This window comes from Corynebacterium sp. S7, assembly GCF_054401105.1.
The window spans coordinates 2,509,621-2,530,106 of sequence record NZ_CM136760.1; the positions used below are offsets into that span (position 1 = coordinate 2,509,621).

Here is a 20,486-nt window from a genome sequence, read left to right on the forward strand (position 1 = left end):
CGGGCGCCTGCGACTACCGCTTCGGCAGGCCGTCAAGGCCCTTCCACTCTGGGCGCATAGCCTCCATGTGCCGGTAGTACTCCACCTCTGTGAGCTGGGAGGCGGCCGATTCATCCACGATCACCACAGCATTCGGGTGCAGCTGCAGCACCGATGCAGGACAAGCAGCACTAACAGGGCCCTCAACTAGATCGTGTACTGCCTGCGCCTTGCCCGCACCGGTTGCAATCAGCAGCGCCTGACCCGAACGCAAGATTGTCCCCAACCCTTGGGTGATGGCGTATTTCGGCACTTCTTTTTCGGAATCGAAGAAGCGGGCATTGTCGCGCACTGTTTGCTGGTGCAGGATTTCCACGCGGGTCGTCGATGCCAGCGATGTTGCCGGTTCATTGAAGCCAATATGCCCGTTGCGCCCGACTCCCAACAGCTGCAGATCAATCCCGCCTGCATCAATAATTGCGTTTTCATACTCGTCGGCAGCCTCCCACGGCTTCTCCGACATTCCGTTCGGCGAATGCACATCCACGTCGTTGAAATCAACATGGCGAGTAAATTCGTTGCGAATTACGTAGTGATAACTCTGCTCATGATCACCGGGCAGACCAATGTATTCATCCAGGCAGAACGCCTGCATCCCGCGAAATGAAATCTCGCCCGCCTGGTATCTACGAATCAGTTCCTGATACGTCTCCAGCGGCGTCGAGCCTGTCGCCAGCCCGAGGACCTTTCCTGGGTTTAGGTGCTCGCAGATAATATCGGCGGCCGCCTGCGCGACGCCGCTCGATGTCTCACGGATCAAAACTTCCATGAGTTGTACTCTAACTAAGAGTTTGGAAGTGGCGCTGGACAACCGCCTCATAAGCTTCCGGTTGTTCACGACGGATGCAGTGGCCAGCGTCGAATTCGCGGTAAGGCAGCACAAGATCTCGCTTATCGACGATTGAACCCGCCCCATTCCCAACCAGCACCAACGCCGGGACCCCGGTTTCTCCCAACTCGGCTTGGACCTCTTCCCAGTCCCGCGATTGAGCCACCACCCCAGTGCGCAGAAACTCCTGCTGTGTTTGGTGGTGCGCCATTGCCCAGGCGAGCGTTTCCACTTCGCTCCAGCCCTGTGCCTGCCGCTCCTCCATCGCCTTGGGCATATTGCTCAGGTTTCTCAGCTTGGACAGTGCGCGCGCTTCCCCGATATCCTTGCGCAAGTCCTCGTCCGCATGGAACCAGGCAGGGTCTTCCAACACCAGTGCCCGAACCAGATCTGGGCGCTTAATCGTGGCCTCAGCCGCCACTGCCCCGCCCATCGAATGGCCTAGAACAATAGCTGGGCCTTCCACCTCGAGCACGGCAATGAGATCCTGAACCAGTCGCGGAAAGGGATCTGCCAGGTCGGCGTCGCTGAAACGTGGCGAGTGCCCGTGACCGCGTTGGTCGATGGCAACCACGCGGTAATCGTCGCGAAGCGATGCGATGAAATCGGACCACCCTGCGCCATTGTCGCCGACGCCGTGAACAAGGACGACCGTGGGGCCGCTGCCGACTGTGATCCGGGCGAGCATTAAAGCTGGACCAAGGCGGTTGCGATGGCGGCGCGGCCTTCGCCTGAGCCGGTGAAACCCATGTGGTCGGTTGTGGTTGCACCGACCGAGACCGGCGCCCCAAGTGCCTCCGAGAGAACCTGCTGGGCCTCCTCACGTCGCGGACCCATCTTCGGAGTCTGCCCAATCAACTGCACCGACACGTTGATCACGGTGTGGCCGTGCTGCTGGAGTAGTTCGCGCAGCTCATGCAGCAATGCTGCGCCTGTGACCCCGTCATATTCAGGGCGACCGACGCCGACAAAACTGCCCAAATCACCTAAATTGCAGGCGGACAGAACCGCATCAACGATGGCGTGGGAGACCACGTCGCCGTCGGAATGCCCCTCGCAGCCGTCTTGGTCTTCGAATAACAACCCGGCGATCCAGCAGGGCTTGCCCGCTTGGATCTGGTGGGCGTCGAATGCGTTACCGACTCGAAGATTGGTTGGCGCAGGCAAAATGAGCTCCTATGATTGGTTGATTTTTCCGGAGACCTCAAAGACGGTAGGTTCCGCCTCGTCAGTGATGGTTTTGGCCAATAACAAATCGATCGGGGTGGTGATTTTAAAGGCCATCGGGTCGCCCTGAACGGTGCGCACCGGAGTTCCGTACCATTCCATCAGGCTTGCGTCATCGGTGGCCACGAACCCGGGATCGTTTGTGGCGAAATATTTCTGGTTGGCCGCGCGCAGGGCCGATAATTCAAAGCCCTGCGGGGTTTGCACGGCTCGCAATGAGGCACGATCGGGCGTATCGACGACTACGTGCGAGGTTGCGCCATTGACACGTTTGATTGTGTCCGCGACAGGCACGACCGGCACCACAGCTGGTGCACCGGCTAGCACCGCTTGGGCGACGCGGGCGATCATTCCCGGGGGAGTCAGGGCTCGGGCGGCATCGTGGATAAGTACCACGGCTTCTTCATCCTCGATGGATTTCAGACCCTCCCAGATGGAGTCCGCGCGTTCCCCACCCCCGTGGACAAAGCGCACACCAGGGTGATCTTTGAGAGTGTGCCGGGCAACAGCTTCCATGTCTTTGCTGACTAGCACGATTATCTCGTCAACGACCTCAGAGGTCTCCATCGCCGTGACGGAGCGCTCCACCAAAGTGCGCCCGCGCAGAGGAACGAAGGCCTTCGGAACTTCTGCACCGAGCCGTGTCCCCTGCCCGGCTGCAGCCACGAGGGCTATGACGCGACGTGCCACAGATCTACTCTTGATTACTCTTCGTCGTCGAAGCTCAGATCGTCCAAGTCAACGTCATCGAAGTCTTCGTCAGTAGCGGTTGGGTTCGGATCTGCAACGACACCAGCCTTGACGTGGCGGTCAATGATCTCCTGGATCTCGGCGGTCATCTTGTCGGCTTTTTCCTCATCCACTGGCTGCGCCAGCGCGAGCTCACCCACGAGGATCTGGCGCGCTTTGCCCAACATGCGCTTCTCACCTGCAGAAAGACCGCGGTCCTGGTCGCGGCGCCACAGGTCACGAACCACCTCAGCAACCTTATTAATGTCGCCGGAAGCGAGGCGCTCTTGGTTTGCCTTGTAGCGACGAGACCAGTTACCGGCCTCTTCCACGTCTGTTTCACGCAGGACCGAGAAAACCTTCTCCAGGCCTTCCTTACCTACAACATCGCGAACGCCAACCATTTCAACGTTCTTGATAGGAACGCGGACTTCCAAGTCAGACTGGAGAATCTTCAGCACTAGGAACTCAAGCGTTTCCCCGCCCATCTCGCGCTGCTCGATGTCGGCGATACGTGCCGCCCCGTGGTGAGGGTAAACGACCACTTCTCCGACCTTGAATTCCATTCCAGCTCCTTGGTTTTCGCCCTAGTTTTCGAAACATGCACTTAACCCCACCATTCTACCATCATCAGGTTTGAAAAGAATGTCAGTCCGGGGTTGATGAAATGCCCGCTCACACAGGATGCAGGGCTAAGCAGGTACGGAAAGATTAACCCCGGTTTACCCCGGCAAGTTCAGCTCACATGGGCACGATTCACCCCAAACTGTGTTTTAAGTTGGGATTCAGACTAAGGTAATCAGGTGATACACGCTTTGTGAACTACAACGATGGAGGACACTCACAGTGAAGTCCCAGAAGTCGGCTGTTCGTCGCGGATTAACCGTTTCCGCCGCTGCCATGTCTGCTTTGCTTCTCGCATCCTGCTCTGCAGGTCAGATTTCCCAGACCGCTAATCAGGTCGCCGCAGTTGATGGTGCAACTGGCTACACCGAGAACAAGGAAGTCTCCGTCCAGGACGTTCACGTCATCCTCGACCCGGCGACCGGCGATGCAGCCTTGAAGTTTACCGCCACCAACCAGGATCCTTCGCACCGTGAACACACGCTGCAGTCGGTACGGGTCGCGGGTCAGAACGTTAATCTCGGCACTGTAGATCCACTTTCCTACAACTGCACCCTCGTTGCTGATTCCGCTGATGGCCTAGAAGCCATGCCACAGGCAGACGCAGAAACCGCCTGCATTCAGTACGTCGAAGCTCCTGTGAACAACAAGGACTTCGCTTTCGGCGGTAACCAGGAAGTTATTTTCAACTTCGATTCCGGCCAGATCAACATGGATGTCACGGTTTCCGCACCTAACTTGGAAGCCGGCAACGTCGAGCGTGGTCCAGAGACCAACATCTCTGACGGCCAGCAAGAGCAGATGGGCAACGCTCACTAGTTCACTGGTCTCAGTAAGCTCCAACCCGCTACATCCTCCCAGGATATGGCGGGTTTTTTGCGCCTCCAACAAGTCGTGTCTAGTCCATGTCCTAGGCTTTATGCCATGGCAAAGAAACCCCGCAGCATTCACACCTGCTCAGAGTGTGGCTACTCCTCTCCTAAATGGTTGGGCCGTTGCCCCGAGTGTGGTTCGTGGGGCACCCTACAGGAATCAGTTGCGGCAGCCACTTCGTCGTCAAGCGGTGCTTCAACCGCTCGTGCGCTCACCCCAACGTCTCCCGCGCAGCCCATCACCGCGATTGATCCCACGGCGACGAAGACGATGCCGTCGGGGATCGGAGAGCTTGATCGCGTGCTTGGCTCGGGCGTTGTGCCTGGGTCCGTGGTGCTCATGGCGGGTGAACCAGGTGTGGGTAAATCGACGCTGCTGCTCGAGGTGGCTAGTCGGTGGGCTGATCTGGGTGGTCGTAAGGCGCTCTATGTCACGGCCGAAGAATCTGCCGGTCAGGTTCGCGCCAGAGCCGAGCGCACCGGAGCGTTAAAGGAAACGCTCTACCTCGCTGCGGAATCGAATTTGGATGTGGTGTTTGGCCATGTTGAACAGATCAAACCATCGCTGATCATCGTGGACTCGGTGCAGACGATGACGGCCTCGGGCGTGGAGGGAGTCCCGGGTGGCGTAGCGCAATCTCGCGCGGTTACCGCGGCGCTGACCACGCTGGCGAAAACCACGAATATTCCGATTCTGCTCGTGGGCCACGTAACTAAAGATGGCAACGTTGCCGGGCCCCGCGTGCTGGAGCACCTGGTGGATGTGGTGCTGAACTTTGAGGGTGATCGGCAATCTAGTCTGCGTATGCTGCGCGGCATTAAGAACCGTTTCGGCGCGACAGATGAAGTGGGCTGTTTTGAGCAAACCGCCGACGGTATTCGGGAGGTACCGGACCCCTCGGGGTTATTTCTCTCGCACCGGGGGAAAACTCCGGATGGTTCCGCAGTGACGGTAGCTATGGATGGCGTTCGCCCGATGTTGGCCGAGGTGCAGGCACTGACCGTGGATCCGGTGGCAAAAAGTCCACGGCGTGTAGTTACCGGCCTCGATTTCAATCGGGTACCGCTCGTGCTCGCGGTTCTACAGGCCAGGTGTGGTCAGCGCACCAATGATAAGGATGCCTATGTGGCCACGGTTGGCGGGGTTAAGATCACCGAAACCGCCACGGATCTGGCGGTTGCATTGGCCACCTGGTCCAGCCTGCACGAGACTCCCCTACCGGAGAAAACCGTGGTTATCGGGGAGGTTGGACTTGCAGGAGAACTTCGGCGCGTGCCTAATCTGGCTCGGCGTCTCCAGGAGGCTGCACGGTTGGGGTATGAGCGCGCGATTGTCCCTGCTGGAGAGAAGCTGGTGGTTAAAGGAATGCGGATCAGTCAGGCTTCCACTCTTTCGGATGCCATTGCACTGTTAGATAGGGGAAGAAACTAAACTTCTGTGTCATGAGTGGCAATAGTTCAGCAACCCTGCGCGGGACCCTGATTCAACTCGCCCCAGGTACGCATTTGCGCGATGGCCTCGAGCGCATCCAGCGCGGTAAAACCGGCGCGCTGATCGTGCTAGGCAACGAAGACGCTGTCACCGAGATCTGCGACGGCGGCATCACTTTCGATAGCCCTTTTTCGCCCACGTTGATGCGGGAGTTGTCAAAGATGGACGGCGCCGTCATCTTGTCCACCGACTGCACCCGCATTGTTCGTGCGAATGTGCAGCTTGTTCCGTCGCCCTCCTATCCCACTGTGGAATCGGGCACCCGCCACCGCAGCGCGGAACGCACCGCGCTGCAAACAGGCAGCCCGGTTATATCAGTATCCGCCTCAATGGGCACGATCACCCTCTATGTTGAGGGAGAACGCCACGTCCTGGAAGAGCCAGAAGTGATCATGACTCGCGCCAATCAACAATTGGCCACCATGGAGCGCTACCGCTCGCGCCTTGACCTTGCTAACCAGCGCCTTTTCGTCGCCGAGATGAATAACTACGCTGTAGTCTCCGACGTGATCAACGTGCTGCAGCGCGAGCTGCTACTCAAGCGCGCAGGCCAAGACCTCGACCGCGATGTCATCGAGCTTGGCACCGATGCTCGCCAACTTAGATTGCAGCTCACCGAACTGCGTGGCGACAATGACACCCAGATCGAGCTTTTGCTGCGCGACTACCTTGTCACCCCTGGGGTACCTCGGGGCGAGGAGGTCGCCGAGGCCGCCGCGGCTCTAGATCGCTTGCCGGATTCCGAGGTCATGTCCGCCGGCACCATCGCACGCATTCTCAATCTGCCCGGCACGGAAGAGTCACTGCTGCGCGAGATCAGGCCCCGCGGTTACCGGGCACTTTCTCGTATTCCGCGCGTGCAAGAGTTTCTCATGCACCGCCTCGTGGAAGCTTTCGGTGATCTCAACGGGCTGATGGAAGCAAGTGTCGACGAGCTCGGGCAGGCCGAAAACATCTCGCCACTCTGGGCCCGCCACGTCCATGACGGGCTGAAGCGCTTGAGCTAGGTAGTCAGTCTAGGTTGCCAGACTAGGTAGCCAGGTTGAACGGAGCCGCGTCGGAGGCGTTATTGCCAATCACTCCGTGCAGGAAGTAAGAACCTTCAGGTACTGGGGTCCGGTCGCTGCACTGGCCCGGCGCGGATCCGGCACGAGACCAGACCGCCTGGAAGTTACGCGCGCCGTTGGCTGGGAAGACTTCCTCACCGGAAATGACAGAGGCGTAGCAATCCGTATCCGCCCACACGCGTCGGTTCGAATCTAGGGCGTACACCTCGAAGCGCAGTGTGTCGTCGGCAAGTGTGATCTTGCAATCGGAATCGGTCGGGTTTTCAACCTTCATGTACATCGTGGGCTGCTCGTTGGCCTTATAGGAAGGTTTGTCCGTTGACGCGGTAATGCGCAGGTCCTTGATATCGCAGGTTCCCTTGGCAGCCGTATCGGTGGTGGAGGTTTCCGCAGACGAAGTCGGGGTCGGTGCTTCCGAAGACGATGGCTGCGTAGTCTCTGGTGCCGAAGTTGGAGTCTCGGGTGCCGTTGACGTTGCCTCGCTAGCAGCTTGGTTCGTTTGATCCTGCGATGAGCGACCCCACGCCACGAGGCCCCAGATGATCAGGGCAACAACGACAAGGATAATCAGCAGAGCAGCTACACGGCGGCGAATGTAGTACTTCTGCGGAAGTCGGTGATGTCGTTGAGGTGATTGCGTCACAACCTCAACTGTAATTCGCAGTGCAGGTAAAGCCGCGTATTCACCTCGCGGCGTGTCCCTTTAATCCGGGCAAAATTATCCGGGCCAATTTAGACCGGAGTTAAGCCACACCCCAGGTGCGAACATCATTCACATGGCCATCAGAAAGACGATAGTGGGCAGCCACCACACCGATCTTGCCTTCCTTGAGGCGATCGTTCACCACAGAAAGGCGGTGAATGATCTGATCTGCAGTGATCAAAGCGTGTTCCGCCTCCACCTCCTCAGCGGTGGTGCCGCCCTTCACGCGGGATTGCAACACCGATGGGATGATCTTCTCCACCAACACGCGCTGAGAATCCACCGGTACCTCGGCGTGGTCAACCGCTTTGATCGCCGCGCTGACTGCACCACAAGATTCGTGGCCGAGCACCACAATGAGACCCACATTCAGGTTCTTCACCGCAAACTCAATCGAGCCGAAAACTGCTGGTGCGACGGTCTCGCCTGCTGTTCGCACCACAAACAGGTCCCCGAAACCCGTGTCGAAAATGTACTCCACAGGTGCACGCGAATCAGAACAGGACAAGATCACGGCGATCGGCTCTTGGCCACCTTGCAGTTCTTTGAGTCGCTTCACCGAGGAATGCGGATGCTCAGCGGCTTCGCCTGAAAAGCGTTTGTTTCCCTCTTTCAGGGAATCCCAAATTTGCTGAGGCGTCTTATTATGAGGCATAACATTTATTATGACACTGACCGACGGATTCCCAACACACACCATCACCAAATGGTTCGAAATTAGCGCGCGCCCGCTCCCCTGGCGCGCAGCCGGGACGTCTGCCTGGGCAGTTTTACTTTCCGAGGTCATGAGCCAACAAACCCCCGTCGCGCGTGTCGCACCGATCTGGGAGGAGTGGATGGCACGCTGGCCCGACCCGCAGGCATTTTCCGAAGCCGCACCCGACGAGGTGATTCGGGCATGGGGCACGCTGGGCTACCCGCGCCGTGCGCTGCGTTTGCTGGAGTGCGCGCAGGTAATCGTCGCAAAGCATGGCGGCGAAGTGCCCCGCGATGTCGACGAACTCCTCGCCCTGCCGGGCATCGGAGATTACACGGCGCGGGCGGTAGCGTGTTTTGCGTACGGGCAGAATGTGCCGGTGGTGGATACGAATGTGCGGCGTGTGTATGCGCGGATGGTCGACGGCCGTCCGATTGCGCCACCTGCGTCAAAGCGCGAGCTTGAGCAGGTCGCCGCGTTGCTCCCCGAGCGCAAGGGCCCCGTTTTTTCTGCCGGGTTGATGGAGCTTGGGGCGGTGATCTGCACGGCGACGAGCCCGCGCTGCGATCAGTGCCCGGTGGCCGATTCCTGCCGTTGGCTCATCGAGGGTCGCCCCGAGCCAACCGCCGACGAGCTGCGCAAAAAGAAGGTACAAAAATTCGTGGGCACCGACCGCCAGGTCCGCGGCAAAATCATGAAAGTGCTCCGCGAGGCTGAGCGCCCCGTCGCGCAATCCGAGATCGACGTTGTGTGGCCCGATGCGGCGCAGCGCTCAAGGGCGCTTTATTCGCTTCTCGACGATGGCCTCGCCGAACAAAACGAGCGCGGGCTTTTCCACCTGCCCGGAAAATAGTCCTACTTCCAGCGGCCGCGGAAGTTGAGGCCGCCGGGCAAATTTACCCACATGCCACCGCGTGAATTCAGTGTGACGGGCCCGATTTTCGTGGAAGTGGACACCCCGGAGCCGGAAATGTTGATCCACGAATTCTTGCCGATTTTCTTCTTATCGCGATATTGCAGTCCCATACCCATGGATTATAGCGAGCTCCGCCATTAGAATAAACGAATGACTATTCGTAAACGACTACTTTCCCTTGGATTAATCCCCACACTCATTGCCACTGCCTTAACCGTGGGCGTTCACACTGCCAATGCACAGACGTCCAGCCAAGCGGATTCCGCTGTCACCTGGGATGACCCCTTCTACACTCCGCCTGAAAGGTTGCCACCGGCGGGTTCGCTGATACGCACGCAGCCGGCGCCACAACTACTCAACATATTGGGGCCCGACTTCCCCGGGTACGCCGAGAAGATCCTCTATTCATCAACAACAATTCATGGGGATCCCGTCGCGGTCTCTGGGTTCACCATCGAACCGGCTCATCCGTGGCAGGGTGCAGGACCAACCCCAACTGTTGTGTTCGCCCCCGGCACCCGTGGCGCCGGTGATGCTTGCGCGCCCTCGAAAGGACCGGGTTTCATCGGCCAGTACGACCCACAGGCCCAAGCTTTAGGCACCAACTACGAATCCCCCTTCTACTCTGCGGCATCACTTTTGGGCATGCGCATCGTGGTCACCGACTACATCGGGCTGGGCACTCCCGGCGAGCACACCTATGTCTTGCACACAGAAGAAGCCCACGCTGTTTTGGACGCGGCGCGAGCTGTCGTACCTGAGGGCACCCCGGTCGGCCTATTCGGTTACTCGCAAGGAGGGGGCGCGGTAGCGGCTGCAGCCGAACACCACCAGTCCTACGCGCCTGAGATCAATTTGCAGGGCACTTTCTCAGGTGCAGCTCCCGCCGACCTATTGAGCGTGATGGAAAGCGTGGACAACTCCTCCATCGTCTCCGTGTTGGCCTTCGCCTACCACGGCTGGGGAGAGCGCTTCCCCGAATTCAAAGAGCCCGTCGATGCGGTAGTCAACGAACGCGGACGAGAGTTCCTCGATTCGAACCGAGACTCCTGCCTCAGCGACTCCGCCCTGCGTTGGGGGCTCACCGATTCAAGGTCTCTGACCACAACCGGAGAGTCAATTCCGGAGGCGGCCTTCCGCGATCAGCGCGTCGTCGACCTGCTCAATTCCCAAAAACTCGGCCAACGAGCACCGGCCACACCAATTCTTGTGGCCACAGACGGTAGCGACGATCTCGTGCCCTCCCCACAAACGACGCAAATGGCCCTCGATTACTGCGACCTCGGTGCCGACGTGACCTACCTCAACGACGGTGCGCCCGCCCTTACTCCGGGGCTAAAGCTCGGGGCCAACCACGCCAATGGCATGCTCAGCCAAGTCCAGCCAGCAGTCCAGTGGTTGGCAGATCGCTTTAATGGGGTCCCAACGACTTCCTCGTGTGGGACCTTCTAGGTTTCGAAGGCACCGCAAACAGACAAAAGTCCGCTGCACCCAGAAAAGTTCTGGGTGCAGCGGACTCGTCGTAAAGCGACTACCTGCTACCGTGCTTGACCGGCACCGGCAGGACCTTCGTCCTCGCCTGGGTAGGTGTCAGGAACATCGACGTTGAGGGTGTCGAAGTCATCGCCGCCTTCGCTGGACTTTGCGCCGACCTCGATAGGAGCCTCGATCTCGCGAACCTCCTCAGCCTCTGCCTCGGTGAAGGTGCCCTCAGGCAGTGGCTTCGGACGAGGAGTGAAGGTGAAGGTTGCACCGTCGGTGTTCTTGGACTCGCCGTCCCAGCCATCGACATCGACGGTGATGATCTCGCCGGCACCGATCTCGCCGTAGAGGATCTTCTCGGACAAAACGTCCTCGATCTCACGTTGGATGGTACGACGCAGAGGACGTGCACCAAGCACTGGATCGAAGCCGCGCTGAGCCAAGAGGTTCTTCGCCTTGTCGGTCAGCTCGATGCCCATGTCCTGCTGTGCAAGAGCCTTGGACACACGACCGATAAGCAGCTCGACCATCTGAACGATCTGCTCCTGAGTGAGCTGGTGGAAGACCACGATCTCGTCGATACGGTTGAGGAACTCTGGGCGGAAGTGCTTCTTCAGCTCGTCGTTGACCTTGTTCTTCATCCGCTCGTACTGAGCGTCCGAATCGGTCTCGTTGGAGCCGGAGAAGCCCAAGCCCACAGCCTTCGAAATATCGGAGGTACCCAGGTTCGAGGTGAAGATCAAGACGGTGTTCTTAAAGTCCACCACGCGGCCCTGGCCGTCGGTGAGGTGGCCCTCTTCGAGCACCTGCAGCAAGGTGTTGTAGATCTCCTTGTGCGCCTTCTCAATCTCGTCGAACAGGACCACAGAGAATGGCTTGCGGCGAACCTTCTCGGTCAGCTGGCCACCCTCTTCGTAGCCGACGTATCCCGGAGGAGCACCGAACAGGCGCGAGGCGGTGAAGCGGTCGTGGAACTCACCCATGTCGATCTGGATCAGGGCATCTTCGTCACCGAAGAGGAACTCTGCCAGAGCCTTGGACAGCTCAGTCTTACCAACACCGGACGGGCCAGCGAAGATGAACGAGCCGGATGGGCGCTTCGGATCCTTCAGGCCAGCGCGGGTACGACGGATCGCACGCGAAACTGCCTTGACTGCTTCGTCCTGGCCGATGATGCGCTTGTGCAGCTCTTCTTCCATGCCCAGCAGACGGTTGGATTCCTTCTCCGTCAGCTTAAACACTGGGATACCGGTCCAGTTAGCCAGCACTTCTGCGATCTGGTCCTCGCCGACTTCGGCGATTTCCTCCAGGTCACCGGAGCGCCACTGCTTTTCCTTCTCGGAACGCTCTTCGCCCAACTTGCGCTCGGTATCGCGCAGGCCAGCCGCCTTCTCAAAGTCCTGTGCGTCGATCGCTGCTTCCTTCTCGCGGCGAACATCCGCAATCCGGTCGTCGACCTCGCGCAGACCCTCAGGTGCAGTCATGCGCTTGATACGCATGCGCGCACCTGCCTCGTCGAGGAGGTCAACTGCCTTATCTGGCAAGAAACGGTCGTTGATGTAGCGCGAAGACAGGTTAGCTGCTGCAACCAGTGCATCATCGGTGTAAGACACGCGGTGGTGCGCCTCGTACTTGTCGCGCAGACCCTTCAGGATCTTCACCGTGTCCTCGACAGAAGGCTCGTCGACCTGCACAGGCTGGAAACGACGCTCAAGAGCCGCATCCTTCTCAATGTGCTTCCGGTACTCATCCAAGGTGGTAGCACCGATGGTCTGGAGCTCACCACGAGCCAGCTTTGGCTTCAGCAGGGAGGCAGCGTCAATCGCGCCCTCTGCTGCGCCGGCGCCGACCAGGGTGTGGATCTCGTCGATAAACAGGATGATGTCGCCGCGCTGGTTGATCTCCTTAAGAACCTTCTTCAGGCGCTCCTCGAAGTCACCGCGGTAACGGGAACCTGCAACCAGGGAACCCAGGTCAAGCGAGTAAACCTGCTTGTCCTTCAGGGTCTCTGGAACCTTGCCGTTAACAATGTCAAGAGCCAGGCCCTCAACAACTGCAGTCTTACCAACGCCAGGCTCACCGATCAGAACTGGGTTGTTCTTGGTACGGCGAGACAGCACCTGCATGATGCGCTCGATTTCCTTATCGCGCCCAACAACAGGATCCAGCTTGCCTTCCTTGGCAGCCTGGGTCAGGTTGCGACCGAACTGATCTAATACGAGCGAATTGGAACGCTCGCCCTGGTTACCGCCCCGTGGAGTGGCACCTTGACCAGATGCTGGGCCTGCACCGGCACCAGCGGTTGGGCCAGCGCCGAGCTGGCCACCCTGTGCACCACCCTGCTCTGGGACCTCAGGGTTTTGACCCTGGCCGCCCTCATAGCCGGACAGCAACTGAATAACCTGCTGACGTACACGTGGCAAGTCAGCGCCGAGCTTGGTAAGGACCTGAGCTGCAACGCCCTCGCCCTCACGGATCAGGCCGAGCAACAGGAACTCGGTGCCGATGTACTTGTGGCCCATCTGAAGGCCCTCACGCAGAGAAAGCTCCAGTACCTTCTTGGCGCGTGGTGTAAACGGAATGTGTCCGGTGTGTGGCTGAGTGCCGTGGCCGATGATTTCCTCGACCTCACGGCGGACATCTTCCAAATTAATACCCATGGACTCGAGCGCCTTTGCTGCGACGCCCTCGCCCTCATGGATCAGACCGAGCAGGATGTGCTCAGTCCCGATGTAGTTGTGGTTGAGCATCCTTGCTTCTTCTTGGGCAAGGACAATGACGCGGCGTGCCCGGTCAGTAAACCGCTCAAACATGTGGCAACCCCTTTATCTAAGTTTCGTCCTAATGTGTCACCCACAATAACGCGCGCGAGGGGGTACGTATTCAACCTTTTTGAACACCCCTCCCTAAAAACAGGTGTTTTCGCAGGTCAAGGGCATGTACGCCGGTAGCGAACAGCCCTTAATTGGCCCCAAATTGACTCTTTTCAGCCCCTAATGGACTGGGATTACAGCCGAGCCGTAGGTCTGCGTAATCCACGCGGATGTCTCTTCCGAAAACAGCGCATCCACTAGCGCTTGTACCTGCGGATCTTGTGCTGATTTTTCGTTAGCCACAACAATATTTGCGTACGGATTATTCTGCGCGCTCTCCGAAATCACCGCGTCCGCCACCGGATCCAGCCCGATATCCATCGCGTAATTCGACGACGCAATCACACCCGCCACCGACGTATCTTGCAGCGACTGAATTACAATCTCGTCTGCTACCGGCACAATCTCAATATCCTGCGGATTCTCCACAATCGAATCAACATTGATCTTCGACACGTCCGCAGGATCGAGCTCACCATCCAACTTCAACAGCCCATGATCTTGAAGGAGCAGCAGCGCACGCGCGAGATTGCTCGAACTATTCGGCACCGCAATCCGAGCACCGTCACCCAGCTCACCTATCGAACCCACCGAGTTCGAATACATCGACATCGGCTCAATGTGAACGCCCCCAAGATCAACAAGATTTTCGCTTGACGACGATTCCCAGTCCCGCAGGTACGGCAAATGTTGGAAGAAGTTCAAGTCGGCACTTTCGTCAGCAACCGACATGTTTACTTCTGGTCCACCCGAGACCACTTTGATATCCAGGGCGAACTCGTCGTGTTGCTCATCTACCCACGCCAAGATCTCTTCATGTGGCACGGCTGTGGCCAGCACCTTGAGCTTATCTTGCCCAGTACCGCAGCCCGTCAGCAGCGACGCCACTAGTGCGGAGGCTGCAATCGTCGATACGATCTTTTTTCTCATGTGCCCTACACCAACGATTCCGCGAGCTCAGCGTGGAAAATTTCCGTGGTTTCCGGGTGGGCGCGCAGGCGGGACTTGAGCAGGTTGCGGCCGGAAACGTCGTAGATTTCCTGCCCCTCGAGGTCCTTGCCAGCGCCCGGTGCTTCCTTCGCCAATTCTGCGGGAAGCTCCACATGTGGCAGCGCGGCATCCAGGCTTGGGGTGAGGAAGAACGGGATGGAGTAACGGTCCTTGCCTGGCTCCGGTGGGAGCACGCGGTGCTTGGTAGCTACAAGATAGCCGTCGGTGGCCACTTCGAGCAGCTCACCGATGTTGACGATGAAGTGGTTGGGCAACGGCTCCACGTCGATCCACTGGTTGTCCTTGAGTACCTGCAGGCCTGTGGAATCTTCCTCGATGAGCAACAAGGTAAGCACACCGGCATCGTGGTGCGCGCCCACGCCCTGCTCGGACTCCTGCTTCAAAGGCGCTGGGTAATGCACCAGTTTCAGCAGAGGGTATGGCTTCTCGAATGCCGGCTCAAAGAAATCTGCGGGCTGCCCCAGCGACTCCGCCCAAGCGCTCAGCAGCTGGTTGGAAATCTCGGTGAGCTTGTTTTGCCAATCAGTCACCTGATTTTTAACCTGTGGGAGCGCCGATGGCCACGGGTTCGGCCCTTCCAAAACGCGCCACGGGTGATCTTCGAGGCCTTCGGTTTCTACTGGCCGATCCGCCGCGTAGTCGATCTGCTCACGCCAGTCGACCTTTTCCTGGGTGCGTTCGTCGCCAAGCTTTGCGTAACCACGGTAGTGCGGATTTTTTAGGTTCGAGATTTCTTCCTTCTGTTCCTGAGGAAGGGAAAAGAACTCCTTCACCGTGGCAAATAGCTCATCTTGCTGCGCTTTCGGCACGTCGTGGTCGGCTAAATAAAAGAAGCCAATTGTGTGGGTCACTTCGCGGAGACGGGCGATCTCTTCTTCGCGATTGGGACCTTCAACGATCTTGCGCAGAGAAATGATTGGCAGCGACGGGGTAGACATGGGTTAACGCCTTTCATTAATTAATGGACTAAGCTGTCTAGAAACTCTAAACGGCTTAGTTTCAAAAAGGCGATTTAAATTCACAGGCGTTGCGGGGGCGGGGCTGACCTGGCCACAAAACCTAGAGCAGGTCCTTCACAATTGGGTCAGCCATAGCCAATGCCACTTCGCGGGCCTTATCCGCAGTCGGCGCTGCCAGGGCCTGGGCCGCAATCGCACGGCAGGTCGCGTGGTCGTGCAGCTTCAGCGCGGCGCGAACGGCAGTGACCTTGGAGGGGGCCATCGACAGGGAGGTCACGCCGAGGCCAACCAGGACCAGCGCCATCAGCGGGTCGCCGCCGGCCTCGCCACAGACACCAATGTGCTTGTCGGCCTTGGCACCGCCCTCGCACGTGGCCTTGACCATTTCCAACACGGCTGGTTGCCATGGGCTGAGCAGATCGGCCAGCTCGCCTTGCATGCGATCGGCCGCCATCGTGTATTGGGACAGGTCGTTGGTACCAATGGAGGCGAAGTCCACCTCGGAAAGCACCTGCTCAGAGCGGATCGCCGCCGCCGGCGTTTCCACCATCACGCCAACGCGCTGGAGACCAAAGCTACGGGCCTTCTCAGCAAACCAACGCGCTTCCTCCACAGTGGCAACCATCGGAGCCATGACCCAAAGGTCCGCCTCCGTGGCTGCGTTGGCGTTTGCTAGTGCCTGGAGCTGGGTATCCAAAAGGTCCTCGCGAACCATGGAAAGGCGCAGGCCACGACGGCCAAGCGCTGGGTTGTCTTCCTCGCCCAAGTCCGCGAAACGCAATGGCTTGTCCGCGCCCGCATCCAGGGTGCGCACCACCACGCGACGGTCGCCGAAGGCATTGAGCACCTCGGTGTAGGTCTCCGTTTGCTCCTCTACCGACGGCGCGTCATCGCGACCCAGGAAGAGGAACTCAGTGCGGAACAGGCCGGAGCCCTCGAGGTCGAAGCCGGCGGCCTTGCGTGCGTCGTCGGCGGTGCCAATGTTGGCCAGCAGCTTGATTGGGTAGCCGTCGCGCGTCATGCCGCGCCCTTCCGAGCCAGCAAGAGCCGCTTCACGACGAGCCGCTCGCGAAGCCAGCTCGGTGAGATCGTCGTCAAGCGGTGCGACAATGACCTCACCTGCGCCGCCGTCGAGCGCCACGGTGTCACCCTCGGAGACAACGTCGTAGATCTCGGAAGCCTTGACCACTGCCGGAATACCAAGCTGAGCTGCAAGAATAGCGGTGTGTGAGGTGGGGCCACCGGCGGAAGTGATGATGCCGCGGACCTGATCGGGATCAAGCGTGGCGGTTTCGGCGGGCGCGAGATCCTCTGCGATGAGCACGCTGGGCTCACTCATTTCAGGCAGGCCCGGCTCGGGCTGGCCGAGGAGGCGGGAAATCGCGCGGTCGCGGATATCGTAGAGGTCGGTGACGCGCTCGGCCATGTAGCCGCCGATCTTGCGCAGCTTCTCGGCGAACTTTTCCACGGCATCGTGGACAGCGCGGGTCACGCCGGAGCCCTTCTTCAGCTCCTTGTCGATACCGCGGATCAGGCCGCGGTCGGTGGCAAGTCCTGCGGTGGCCTCGAGGATTTCCTTGGCCGAATCCGAGGCCCCCTCGGCGCGGTCGCGCAGCCCATCGGAGACAGCTTGGAGCACCTCTCGGACGCGCTGGCCGTCTGCCTCAGGATCGGTGCTGGAGGACTCATCGGGATTAAAACTTGCAGCCGGCACGACGAAAACTGCTGGTCCGTGGGCGGTTCCTGTGGATACGCCGATGCCGAAGATACGAGTACGGGTAGACATTTTTACTCCTTGTTACTACTGACGCTTGTGTGGCTGTCGTGCCTGGCGCCGAGCCTGGCTACGTGCAGGGTGAGGTATGAAATTTCGTCGCTGCTGAGTTCAACGTCAAAGCGAAGTTCGATTAACGAAGCTATTTTATTGGCAGTCTCAAACGATTGGGGGTAACTTTCCTGAATTTGCTCCGACAGGGCAGATTTCTGGCCCGTGAGCTGGTCATTCCGGGCGATGCGGGTAAACAGGTAGCGCAGGTGGGTAATCAGGCGCGCAACGCTAATGTCGTTGCCCAGCGAGGTCCCTAGATCAGCTTCGATCACAGCTAGGAGCTGCTCAATCAACCCCGTCATCCGGTAGGTAAACGCCAAGTCACCGGTACTAAAACCCGCGTTGACGAAGTGCAGCGCTAAGGCGACGGCCTCTGATTTCGGCAGCTCCACGCCGGCGCGCTCGCTGAAGTTGGACAGGAAATCGTCGGCAAGCGAAAGCTCTTCTGGGTATAAATGCGCGACCTCCGCCTCAAGTGGATAGACAATGACCTCGCCGGTGCCGGCTCGCTTGATCGCGTTATTTAAGTGGTCGGCGATGGCGACGACTAGCGTGATCTTCTCGCGCAATTCCTTCGGCGCGTGGATAGCATCGAAGGTGTCGTTGACCTTCGCCACCACGTCACCGGGAATATCGGCGAGCATGATGGCCAAATGGTCTGGGTCGCGGCCTTCCGATGGGACAAACACCTTGTGAACTTTGGTTTCGTCGACCAGATCGCCCTGCTTCGCGCCGAAGCCAACACCGCGTCCGGTCACAACAACTTCGCCGCTTGGGCCCTTCGCCAAAGCGACGTTGTTGTTGAAAACTCGCAAGATGTGCATCACTATCTAGCGTACCTACTTGGCCACATTGATAACTGTGTCGCCAGACTCAACATGTCCGCTGGTTGCCGGGGTCACAGATTCAAGCGACTTGGAATTGACCACCGTCATGATCACGGTCGGGTCAAAGCCCGCCGCATCCACAGCTTCGAAGTCCACGGTAGCTAGCAGGTCGCCTTCCTCCACGTGCTGTTTCTTCTCCACGGCCGGGGTGAATCCCTCGCCCTTCATCTTCACGGTATCCACGCCGATGTGCACGAGAATCTCCACGCCATCGTCGGTCTTGATACCATAGGCATGCCCAGTTTTCGCCACCGAAATCACGGTGCCGGACACGGGCGCAACGATTTCGCTGCTTGTTGGCACGATACCCACGGCCTCGCCGAGTGCGCCCGATGAGAATGCCGCGTCTTTAATATCGGCCATCGCCACAAGTTCACCGGACACGGGCGCCGACAGGAACTGGGTCGCAGGCTGCGTCAAGGTAGCCACGGCGGAAGGTTTTTCGCTTAACGACGACTCCCCTTCCCCTTCCGTTGCTGCCATCGCTGGAGCTTCCTGAGTATCTTCGATTACTACGGTGTGGGATGCTTCGCCTTCTGCCTCTGCAGCCTCTTGAGCATCGCGTGCTGCCTCGAACTCCGCCTTCTCTTCTGGAGTGCGGTAGTCGGTGAGGATGATCAGGATCATCGCGGTAAAGAAGGCCACTGCGATAGAGATCAGGTACGGCACGATTGGCTTGAACACCACTGTGGTCAAAAGCGAGGTGAACACAAAGGCGTTGGTCTGCACACCGCCGGAGCTTGCCGAGAGGATCGCAATGGTGACGCCACCGACAAAACATCCGACGAGCATGCGTGGGTAGATCTTCTTATAGCGCAGGTGAATACCGTAGAGGGAAGGCTCCGAGATACCACCGAACAGGCCAGCTGCGAGAGCGGATGCGGAAGTCTGGCGCATCTGGGTGTCGCGATCACGCATGGAGATGTAGAGCACGCCGGCTGTGGCGCCGAAACATGCGAAGTTCCACACGCCCATCGGGCCTTGGATGAAGTCGTAGCCCAAGGTGTTGATGTTCACCAGCATCAGGGCGTTCAGTGGCCAGTGCAGTCCCAGCGGAACCAGGAATGGGTAGAGCATCGGGATCAGGATGGCGAAGAGGAATGGTGCATTGCCGTTCAGCCAGGCCAGGCCAATACCCAGGTAGTTGCCGATAACCACACCGAATGGGCCGATCAGGAATGCCGTCAGTGGGATCACAATGGCCAGGGTCAGGAATGGTACGAAGACCATGTGCACCGAAGCCGGGATAATCTTTTGTAGTCCCTTGTAAACCAGAGCTGCAATAGGTGCCATGATCAGCGGCACGAAGACGTTTCCGCCGTAGTCATTGAGCAGCATCGGCAGGCCGAAGACCTCGATGACGGTGGTTTCGGTGCCCAGGAACTGGTTGGTGGTGGTCACCGCATCTGGGTGGCTAGACAGGCTCATGAACTCCGGAGTCATCAGCGCCAAGATCACTGCAGCTGGGACCCACGGGTCAATGTTAAGTTTCTTACCGGCGTTATATGCCACGTAAACCGGCAGGAAGTAGAACACGGAACGCCACATGGCATCCACGAATTGCCAGCCCGGGGTTTTCACTTCGGCGCGGAAGTCGGCCACGCCGAAAGCATCCATCACCGCGGCGAACGCGATAATCAGCGAGGCGCCGAGCAGCACGCCAAGCAGTGGTCGGAAGGAATCCGAAAGGTATTCGAAGAAGGCATCCAACCAGGAGTATTTGCCCTTGGTTTTCGAGCGTGCCTCGGCCTTGACATCTGCGTCGGATTTTCCGGATGTCGCTTGCCCGTCGCGCGATTTCATTTCGGGAAGTTGGTTCATTGCGTTATACACGCTGGCAACGTCGCCACCGACGACGACCTGATAGTGGCTACCGCCCTGAGCAATCGCACCCATAACCTTCGGGTTTGCTTCAAGGCGTTCTTTGTCCGCCAGGCTCGGGTCCTTGAGCTCGAACCGGAGGCGGGTAGCACAGTGGGTAAATGACGAGATATTGTCGGCTCCGCCGACGCCAGCCAAGATGTCTGCAGCATTGTCCTGCAGCGATGCCTTCGCCATTTTTCGCTCCTTTAGTATGTGAGTTGTGGTTACTTGAGCTACTTCAGGAATGAAAAAAGACCTGGGACAGCGCATTTATTGCACTGGCCCAGGTCTTGCCCCACCAAAGGTTCCTAAAAGGCTGGAGGGTAACAACCCTGAAGATTGCTTACAGGAAAACCTTAACACCTTCACAGCGTGATGTCACTAACTC

19 protein-coding genes are annotated in these 20,486 nt (G+C 58.7%); 5 read left to right on the forward strand and 14 right to left on the reverse strand.

Going from position 1 to position 20,486, the window contains the following annotated elements; genetic code table 11:
* Positions 1 to 13: 13 nt before the first annotated feature.
* Genes nagB through ACXZ66_RS11935 form a run of 5 tightly spaced genes read right to left on the reverse strand, consistent with a single transcriptional unit; the run spans position 14 to position 3,390 of the window.
* Entirely contained in the window at positions 14 to 808 is a 795-nt protein-coding gene (gene nagB, locus ACXZ66_RS11915; protein WP_458749001.1) for a glucosamine-6-phosphate deaminase, read from the reverse strand.
* Between the two features lie 10 nt (positions 809 to 818).
* Positions 819 to 1,556: an alpha/beta fold hydrolase gene (locus ACXZ66_RS11920; RefSeq protein WP_458749002.1), complete on the reverse strand. Its 738-nt coding sequence runs from the start codon at positions 1,554 to 1,556 to the stop codon at positions 819 to 821.
* Positions 1,556 to 2,035: a 2-C-methyl-D-erythritol 2,4-cyclodiphosphate synthase gene (gene ispF / locus ACXZ66_RS11925; RefSeq protein WP_458749004.1), complete on the reverse strand. Its 480-nt coding sequence runs from the start codon at positions 2,033 to 2,035 to the stop codon at positions 1,556 to 1,558. The genes ACXZ66_RS11920 and ispF overlap by 1 nt, the downstream gene beginning before the upstream one ends.
* Before the next feature lie 9 nt (positions 2,036 to 2,044).
* Entirely contained in the window at positions 2,045 to 2,785 is a 741-nt protein-coding gene (gene ispD / locus ACXZ66_RS11930; RefSeq protein ID WP_458749006.1) for a 2-C-methyl-D-erythritol 4-phosphate cytidylyltransferase, read from the reverse strand.
* A 14-nt stretch (positions 2,786 to 2,799) separates the two neighbouring features.
* Positions 2,800 to 3,390 carry a CarD family transcriptional regulator gene (locus tag ACXZ66_RS11935; RefSeq protein ID WP_458749008.1) on the reverse strand — a complete coding sequence of 197 codons (591 nt, stop codon included), beginning with the start codon at positions 3,388 to 3,390 and terminating at the stop codon, positions 2,800 to 2,802.
* A gap of 280 nt (positions 3,391 to 3,670) precedes the next feature.
* On the opposite strand from ACXZ66_RS11935, the gene ACXZ66_RS11940 reads away from it, so the two are divergent.
* The 3 genes from ACXZ66_RS11940 (at position 3,671) to disA (ending at position 6,819) form a co-directional block, all read left to right on the forward strand.
* Positions 3,671 to 4,267, forward strand: a complete 597-nt coding sequence (locus ACXZ66_RS11940) for a hypothetical protein (RefSeq protein WP_458749009.1) — start codon at positions 3,671 to 3,673, stop codon at positions 4,265 to 4,267.
* 105 nt (positions 4,268 to 4,372) lie between these two features.
* Complete coding sequence (gene radA, locus ACXZ66_RS11945; protein WP_458749011.1) at positions 4,373 to 5,752, forward strand: DNA repair protein RadA; 1,380 nt, start codon at positions 4,373 to 4,375, stop codon at positions 5,750 to 5,752.
* Between the two features lie 11 nt (positions 5,753 to 5,763).
* Complete coding sequence (disA, locus tag ACXZ66_RS11950) at positions 5,764 to 6,819, forward strand: DNA integrity scanning diadenylate cyclase DisA (RefSeq protein WP_458749013.1); 1,056 nt, start codon at positions 5,764 to 5,766, stop codon at positions 6,817 to 6,819.
* 22 nt (positions 6,820 to 6,841) lie between these two features.
* Here the strand turns inward: disA and ACXZ66_RS11955 are convergent, their stop codons facing one another.
* A complete protein-coding gene (locus ACXZ66_RS11955) occupies positions 6,842 to 7,522 on the reverse strand; it encodes a hypothetical protein (protein WP_458749015.1) in 681 nt (226 codons plus the stop codon).
* A 100-nt stretch (positions 7,523 to 7,622) separates the two neighbouring features.
* The gene (locus ACXZ66_RS11960) at positions 7,623 to 8,237 is read right to left on the reverse strand and encodes a carbonic anhydrase (protein WP_458749017.1); all 615 of its coding nucleotides are present in this window, start codon (positions 8,235 to 8,237) and stop codon (positions 7,623 to 7,625) included.
* A 10-nt stretch (positions 8,238 to 8,247) separates the two neighbouring features.
* On the opposite strand from ACXZ66_RS11960, the gene ACXZ66_RS11965 reads away from it, so the two are divergent.
* Positions 8,248 to 9,132 (forward strand): HhH-GPD family protein, encoded by an 885-nt coding sequence (locus ACXZ66_RS11965; RefSeq protein ID WP_458749019.1) that lies wholly within the window; start codon positions 8,248 to 8,250, stop codon positions 9,130 to 9,132.
* Positions 9,133 to 9,134: 2 nt separating this feature from the next.
* On the opposite strand, the gene ACXZ66_RS11970 is transcribed toward ACXZ66_RS11965, so the two are convergent.
* Entirely contained in the window at positions 9,135 to 9,305 is a 171-nt protein-coding gene (locus tag ACXZ66_RS11970) for a DUF4236 domain-containing protein (RefSeq protein ID WP_458749020.1), read from the reverse strand.
* A 40-nt stretch (positions 9,306 to 9,345) separates the two neighbouring features.
* Between ACXZ66_RS11970 and ACXZ66_RS11975 the strand changes: the two genes are divergently transcribed.
* Complete coding sequence (locus ACXZ66_RS11975; protein WP_458749022.1) at positions 9,346 to 10,647, forward strand: lipase family protein; 1,302 nt, start codon at positions 9,346 to 9,348, stop codon at positions 10,645 to 10,647.
* Between the two features lie 86 nt (positions 10,648 to 10,733).
* Here the strand turns inward: ACXZ66_RS11975 and ACXZ66_RS11980 are convergent, their stop codons facing one another.
* The 6 genes from ACXZ66_RS11980 to ACXZ66_RS12005 all read right to left on the reverse strand — a co-directional run bounded on the left by ACXZ66_RS11980 (position 10,734) and on the right by ACXZ66_RS12005 (position 20,293).
* On the reverse strand, positions 10,734 to 13,490 hold the full coding sequence (locus ACXZ66_RS11980; protein WP_458749024.1) for an ATP-dependent Clp protease ATP-binding subunit: 2,757 nt from the start codon (positions 13,488 to 13,490) through the stop codon (positions 10,734 to 10,736).
* A 180-nt stretch (positions 13,491 to 13,670) separates the two neighbouring features.
* Positions 13,671 to 14,480, reverse strand: coding sequence for a MetQ/NlpA family ABC transporter substrate-binding protein (locus ACXZ66_RS11985; protein WP_458749026.1), 810 nt, complete (start codon positions 14,478 to 14,480; stop codon positions 13,671 to 13,673).
* A 5-nt stretch (positions 14,481 to 14,485) separates the two neighbouring features.
* The gene (locus ACXZ66_RS11990) at positions 14,486 to 15,499 is read right to left on the reverse strand and encodes an isopenicillin N synthase family dioxygenase (RefSeq protein ID WP_458749028.1); all 1,014 of its coding nucleotides are present in this window, start codon (positions 15,497 to 15,499) and stop codon (positions 14,486 to 14,488) included.
* A gap of 121 nt (positions 15,500 to 15,620) precedes the next feature.
* Positions 15,621 to 17,306 carry a phosphoenolpyruvate--protein phosphotransferase gene (gene ptsP, locus ACXZ66_RS11995; protein WP_458749030.1) on the reverse strand — a complete coding sequence of 562 codons (1,686 nt, stop codon included), beginning with the start codon at positions 17,304 to 17,306 and terminating at the stop codon, positions 15,621 to 15,623.
* 2 nt (positions 17,307 to 17,308) lie between these two features.
* A complete protein-coding gene (locus tag ACXZ66_RS12000) occupies positions 17,309 to 18,172 on the reverse strand; it encodes a PRD domain-containing protein (protein WP_458749032.1) in 864 nt (287 codons plus the stop codon).
* A gap of 15 nt (positions 18,173 to 18,187) precedes the next feature.
* Positions 18,188 to 20,293, reverse strand: a complete 2,106-nt coding sequence (locus ACXZ66_RS12005; RefSeq protein ID WP_458749034.1) for a glucose PTS transporter subunit IIA — start codon at positions 20,291 to 20,293, stop codon at positions 18,188 to 18,190.
* Between the last annotated feature and the right edge of the window lie 193 nt (positions 20,294 to 20,486).

What these genes read in the sequence shown, in the direction of transcription:
- ACXZ66_RS12005 (WP_458749034.1), bottom strand. Translation starts at nt 20,293, where the DNA reads ATGGCGAAGGCATCGCTGCAGGACAATGCTGCAGACATCTTGGCTGGC.
- nagB (WP_458749001.1), bottom strand. Translation starts at nt 808, where the DNA reads ATGGAAGTTTTGATCCGTGAGACATCGAGCGGCGTCGCGCAGGCGGCC.
- ACXZ66_RS11990 (WP_458749028.1), bottom strand. Translation starts at nt 15,499, where the DNA reads ATGTCTACCCCGTCGCTGCCAATCATTTCTCTGCGCAAGATCGTTGAA.
- ACXZ66_RS11970 (WP_458749020.1), bottom strand. Translation starts at nt 9,305, where the DNA reads ATGGGACTGCAATATCGCGATAAGAAGAAAATCGGCAAGAATTCGTGG.
- ACXZ66_RS11980 (WP_458749024.1), bottom strand. Translation starts at nt 13,490, where the DNA reads ATGTTTGAGCGGTTTACTGACCGGGCACGCCGCGTCATTGTCCTTGCC.
- ACXZ66_RS11920 (WP_458749002.1), bottom strand. Translation starts at nt 1,556, where the DNA reads ATGCTCGCCCGGATCACAGTCGGCAGCGGCCCCACGGTCGTCCTTGTT.
- ptsP (WP_458749030.1), bottom strand. Translation starts at nt 17,306, where the DNA reads ATGTCTACCCGTACTCGTATCTTCGGCATCGGCGTATCCACAGGAACC.
- radA (WP_458749011.1), top strand. Translation starts at nt 4,373, where the DNA reads ATGGCAAAGAAACCCCGCAGCATTCACACCTGCTCAGAGTGTGGCTAC.
- ACXZ66_RS12000 (WP_458749032.1), bottom strand. Translation starts at nt 18,172, where the DNA reads ATGCACATCTTGCGAGTTTTCAACAACAACGTCGCTTTGGCGAAGGGC.
- ACXZ66_RS11960 (WP_458749017.1), bottom strand. Translation starts at nt 8,237, where the DNA reads ATGCCTCATAATAAGACGCCTCAGCAAATTTGGGATTCCCTGAAAGAG.
- ACXZ66_RS11975 (WP_458749022.1), top strand. Translation starts at nt 9,346, where the DNA reads ATGACTATTCGTAAACGACTACTTTCCCTTGGATTAATCCCCACACTC.
- ACXZ66_RS11965 (WP_458749019.1), top strand. Translation starts at nt 8,248, where the DNA reads ATGACACTGACCGACGGATTCCCAACACACACCATCACCAAATGGTTC.
- disA (WP_458749013.1), top strand. Translation starts at nt 5,764, where the DNA reads ATGAGTGGCAATAGTTCAGCAACCCTGCGCGGGACCCTGATTCAACTC.
- ACXZ66_RS11985 (WP_458749026.1), bottom strand. Translation starts at nt 14,480, where the DNA reads ATGAGAAAAAAGATCGTATCGACGATTGCAGCCTCCGCACTAGTGGCG.
- ACXZ66_RS11935 (WP_458749008.1), bottom strand. Translation starts at nt 3,390, where the DNA reads ATGGAATTCAAGGTCGGAGAAGTGGTCGTTTACCCTCACCACGGGGCG.